The 3,133-nt window shown below is 36.8% G+C and carries 3 protein-coding genes and 1 pseudogene; 1 reads left to right on the top strand and 3 read right to left on the bottom strand.

Annotation, left to right across the window (positions count from 1 at the left end):
- Positions 1-1,134 (bottom strand): MFS transporter (locus tag WB217_RS02135; RefSeq protein ID WP_423990209.1); only part of this gene is annotated, 1,134 nt, incomplete at its 3' end.
- A 213-nt stretch (positions 1,135-1,347) separates the two neighbouring features.
- Between WB217_RS02135 and WB217_RS02130 the strand changes: the two genes are divergently transcribed.
- Positions 1,348-1,515: a XapX domain-containing protein gene (locus WB217_RS02130; protein WP_423990207.1), complete on the top strand. Its 168-nt coding sequence runs from the start codon at positions 1,348-1,350 to the stop codon at positions 1,513-1,515.
- Positions 1,516-1,576: 61 nt separating this feature from the next.
- Here WB217_RS02130 and WB217_RS02125 read toward each other — a convergent pair whose 3' ends face one another.
- On the bottom strand, positions 1,577-2,410 hold the full coding sequence (locus tag WB217_RS02125) for a formate/nitrite transporter family protein (protein WP_423990205.1): 834 nt from the start codon (positions 2,408-2,410) through the stop codon (positions 1,577-1,579).
- A gap of 479 nt (positions 2,411-2,889) precedes the next feature.
- A pseudogene (locus tag WB217_RS02120) lies at positions 2,890-3,133 on the bottom strand (endonuclease MutS2); the annotation flags it as partial.

Below are 3,133 nucleotides of genomic sequence, written 5' to 3'. Positions count from 1 at the left end.
TAGAAGCCAGACTGTCAAAAGTACACCTATTAATGTGAGGAGAGCGAAAAACAAATAAACCACATATATATTATATTCCTCAAATATAATGCCCCCGATAAAGGTGAAAAACCAATTCCCAAGTCCATTGCCGACCGCAGAATAAAATGTAACAGCCGTTGCAGTCATTCTGGCAGGTGTAATTTCCCTGATATATTGGAGCCCTGCCGGAATAAATAATCCAAGTGAAAATCCTTGAATGACAGCCGAGAAATAAATAAGAGATAAACTTGGTTCAGTAAAATAAAATATCCATCTTATTAATGATACTATTGAAGCAATTAAAGCTACCTGAAGCAACCCAAGCTTGCTGATCCAACCGCCTGCCACTCTCATAAACGGAATCTCGGATAACACTGCGATCAGAAATGCAATTCCAATTCCTGTGTATGTTCCTCCTCTATCCTCAACAAATAAGCTAAAATAAAAGTTGTTGGCAAGGTTTGGCCCAAAAATTAAGAATGTCACAGCCAGAAATAAAAGGAATCGTTTCATTCCCATTAACTCCTTCATACCAGACAGCATTCTTATAGGTGTGACAGCAGCTTCTTTTGGCATTTTAACAGAAAGAACTGCTGCGATCAGCATGGTTATTAAAAAACTATAAAAAATCACCTGAGGATTCCATTCAGATAATTTCCCCATTATAAAAACAGCAATACCGAAGCCAAGTGAGCCAAACAAGCGGATATTTCCATAATTCACGCCAGCTTTGCTAGTATATTTTAACGAAATGCTATCCGACAAAGGGATAATGGCACTTTGAAATATTGCAAGGATCGTTGCTGCGAGAATGAATGAGAAGAAACTTTCAAAAAACAGATATCCCAGTGCAGCAAATCCAGTTATCAAGGTTGTTAAAGTCAACAGCCGATTATGAAGATTTTTCATATCCGAAATCATGCCCCAAAAAGGCTGAAAGAAAATCATGATGACAGGGCCGATGGACAGTATGATTCCTATCTGATATCCATTTAATTTTTCAACTTGACTTAGATACACGCTCAATAAAGGAAACAAACTTCCGAATCCAAAAAACACAAAAAGGTAGAAGCCTTGCATCGAATAAATATCTCGTTTAACTCGCGTCTCCATTAATGCCCTCCGTACTATACAGGTTGTAGAGTTATATTTTACCACTATTTAAATATAAGAATAGTTTATTTAAATGAAAGGATAATAAAAGAAAATATAAAGCGTTTCCATTTGATATTTATCATGTTAAAATAATGTTGCTTTGAAGTGATCAGACGTCTGCTCACTATTTTATGTTTATCATCAATTTGACCCACATGAGGCGGTGATACTATGAAAGAAGTTGTGTTAAGCTTACTTGCAGGATTATTAGTTGGGGTAGTTTTCAAATTTTTAAAACTGCCGCTGCCAGCGCCACCTGTTCTTGCCGGAGTAATTGGTATTGTAGGGGTGTATTTAGGAGGATTGGCCGGGGAATGGATTTTGAATTATTTCAAATGATTTAATTAGGGTTTTAACAGCCAAAAAAAATCCACGGATATCCGCGGATTTTTTGTTATTTTTATAGAACTTTTTGCCTGTAAACAGGTTTTGCTGATGGAATACTTTTGCTGCTCAAAGCTTCTGCAGGTTTCGAGTTAAGGTAAATATAAATGGTGCCTACAAAAAATGCTCCCCCGATAATATTACCAATCGTAACAGGCACTAGATTAAATAAGCCTGAAGCCAGACTGATTGTTTCAGGATGCGGGATAAGAAGGGCAATCGAAAATAAAACCATATTTGCAATGCTATGTTCGTATCCTGATACCACAAATGCAAAGACAAGCAGCAGCGTAACCCCGATTTTAGCTCCATCTCCTTTTATATGTAAAGGAATCCAAACAGCCAGGCATACAAGCCAGTTGCAAAGGATTGCTCGGAAAAATAACTGATAAACCGGAGTGTTCATTTTTAAATTTACCGTTTCCATCATATACTGGGATTTTTCCGGCGAGGAAAAAAGACCTGAAAGCATTATGATTACAGCAAAAAAAACAGCTCCTAAAAAATTCCCCGTATAACAAACTATCCAGTTTTTAACCGTATCCATCCATGAAGTTGCTCTTTTTAATGAACTGATTGTCAGCATCATCGTATTGCTAGTAAATAATTCTGCTCCTCCGTATAAAATCAGTACAAGTGCCAGCCCGAAGAAAATCGAGCTTACAATTGGAGTTCCAGGAGAATGCAAATCATAAAAGTATTCACCCAGCCGATATGAAACCATAATTCCAAAACCAATGTACACACCAGCTAGAGCTGATCGCAACATATACTTCGTTTTTGATTCATTCAAATAGGCCCTCTTTTTAAGTGCTGTGTTCACTGCCTGATCGATAGGATGTACTTCCATAAAAGACCTCCACTTGTGAATAATATCACAATTAAATTATGTCTTAATCTTATACCTGTAACCTCCTTTTGTTAATAGATTCTGACATGAACTAATTTTGACAGTTATTGAAGCGTTTTCATAAGGGTGCAACCCTCGGTCTTTTTGTCTTTGTATGCTATTTCCAGTCTTTTTACTGAATTCGGTTCTATATGAGGTAGGGGTATACCCTCATTATTTACGCCTAATTTGTATAACTTGTGGCTTTTCTTTCTATAGAGATGATTTCAGCTGCAAGCGCACAAATTTCGAAGTTTTACGTGTCTCACTTTATCCACAATACATTGAATAAACTTCCACAAATCAACGCCTCATGTGCAAAATACAAATGTTATCCAATAAGTCTCTTACTTTCCGCTCCAGCTGACAAAGTACCATATCAATAATGCGATGTTTCATAGAGTATGTAAAAAAGCCCTTTAAGAAAAGGGCTTCACCACTCAGGAATCATAGTTTATAACTGTGCCATCTAAATGTTTTTTATCCATCTGGTTCAGAAGTTTCCGGTTATGCTTTGATTCGAAGATAATATTGAAATCATAATCGGGCGGATATAGTTCTGCTGCAGGAATATTGAGCTTAAGACGCTTATAATTCACCTGAATCTTCTCACCCTTAATCTGGACAATATAATTTCCATTTTCATCTGGTCCTTTATAAATGATTCCAAGCTCACCCATTGTG

Origin of the sequence: Mesobacillus sp. (assembly GCF_049588175.1) — a bacterium.
GTDB lineage: Bacteria > Bacillota > Bacilli > Bacillales > Cytobacillaceae > Mesobacillus.
Note: the sequence above shows the minus strand (reverse complement) of the source record. Positions and strands in the feature narration are given on the sequence as shown.